1 tRNA gene is annotated in these 385 nt (G+C 36.6%); it reads left to right on the top strand.

What is annotated here, in order from left to right:
• Positions 1 to 76 precede the first annotated feature (76 nt).
• Positions 77 to 152 (top strand) — tRNA-Ala (locus WR49_RS20765).
• The last annotated feature ends 233 nt before the right edge of the window (positions 153 to 385 follow it).

Raw genomic sequence — 385 nt, 5'->3', positions numbered from 1 at the left:
CGAAGATATTGACGATGAGTGTCCACACAGATTGATTAGGTTTAGAAAATTAAGAGTAAGGAATACTTTTCCAGATGGGGCTATAGCTCAGCTGGGAGAGCGCCTCGCTGGCAGCGAGGAGGTCTGCGGTTCGATCCCGCATAGCTCCACCATCTTTAAGTGTTCTTCCTTAAGAATCTTTAAAAATGGTTATTTCTTTTGAAATATCTAGCTCTTTAACAATTTGGAAAGCTGACTGATTACTTAATTGGTTTTCACTTTAAAAAGTGAACTCAAACAGCTCAAGGCTGTGATTAAGTTAATCAAATTTAAAAGTTCTCAATGTTTATCTTTATTGATAAACACAACAAACACATTCAAGTGTCTTGTATTCGAATGATCAGAA

It is taken from the genome of Vibrio sp. ECSMB14106 (assembly GCF_000972265.1).
Classification (GTDB): Bacteria; Pseudomonadota; Gammaproteobacteria; order Enterobacterales; family Vibrionaceae; genus Vibrio; species Vibrio kanaloae.
This window is presented reverse-complemented; position numbering and strand designations above follow the sequence as displayed.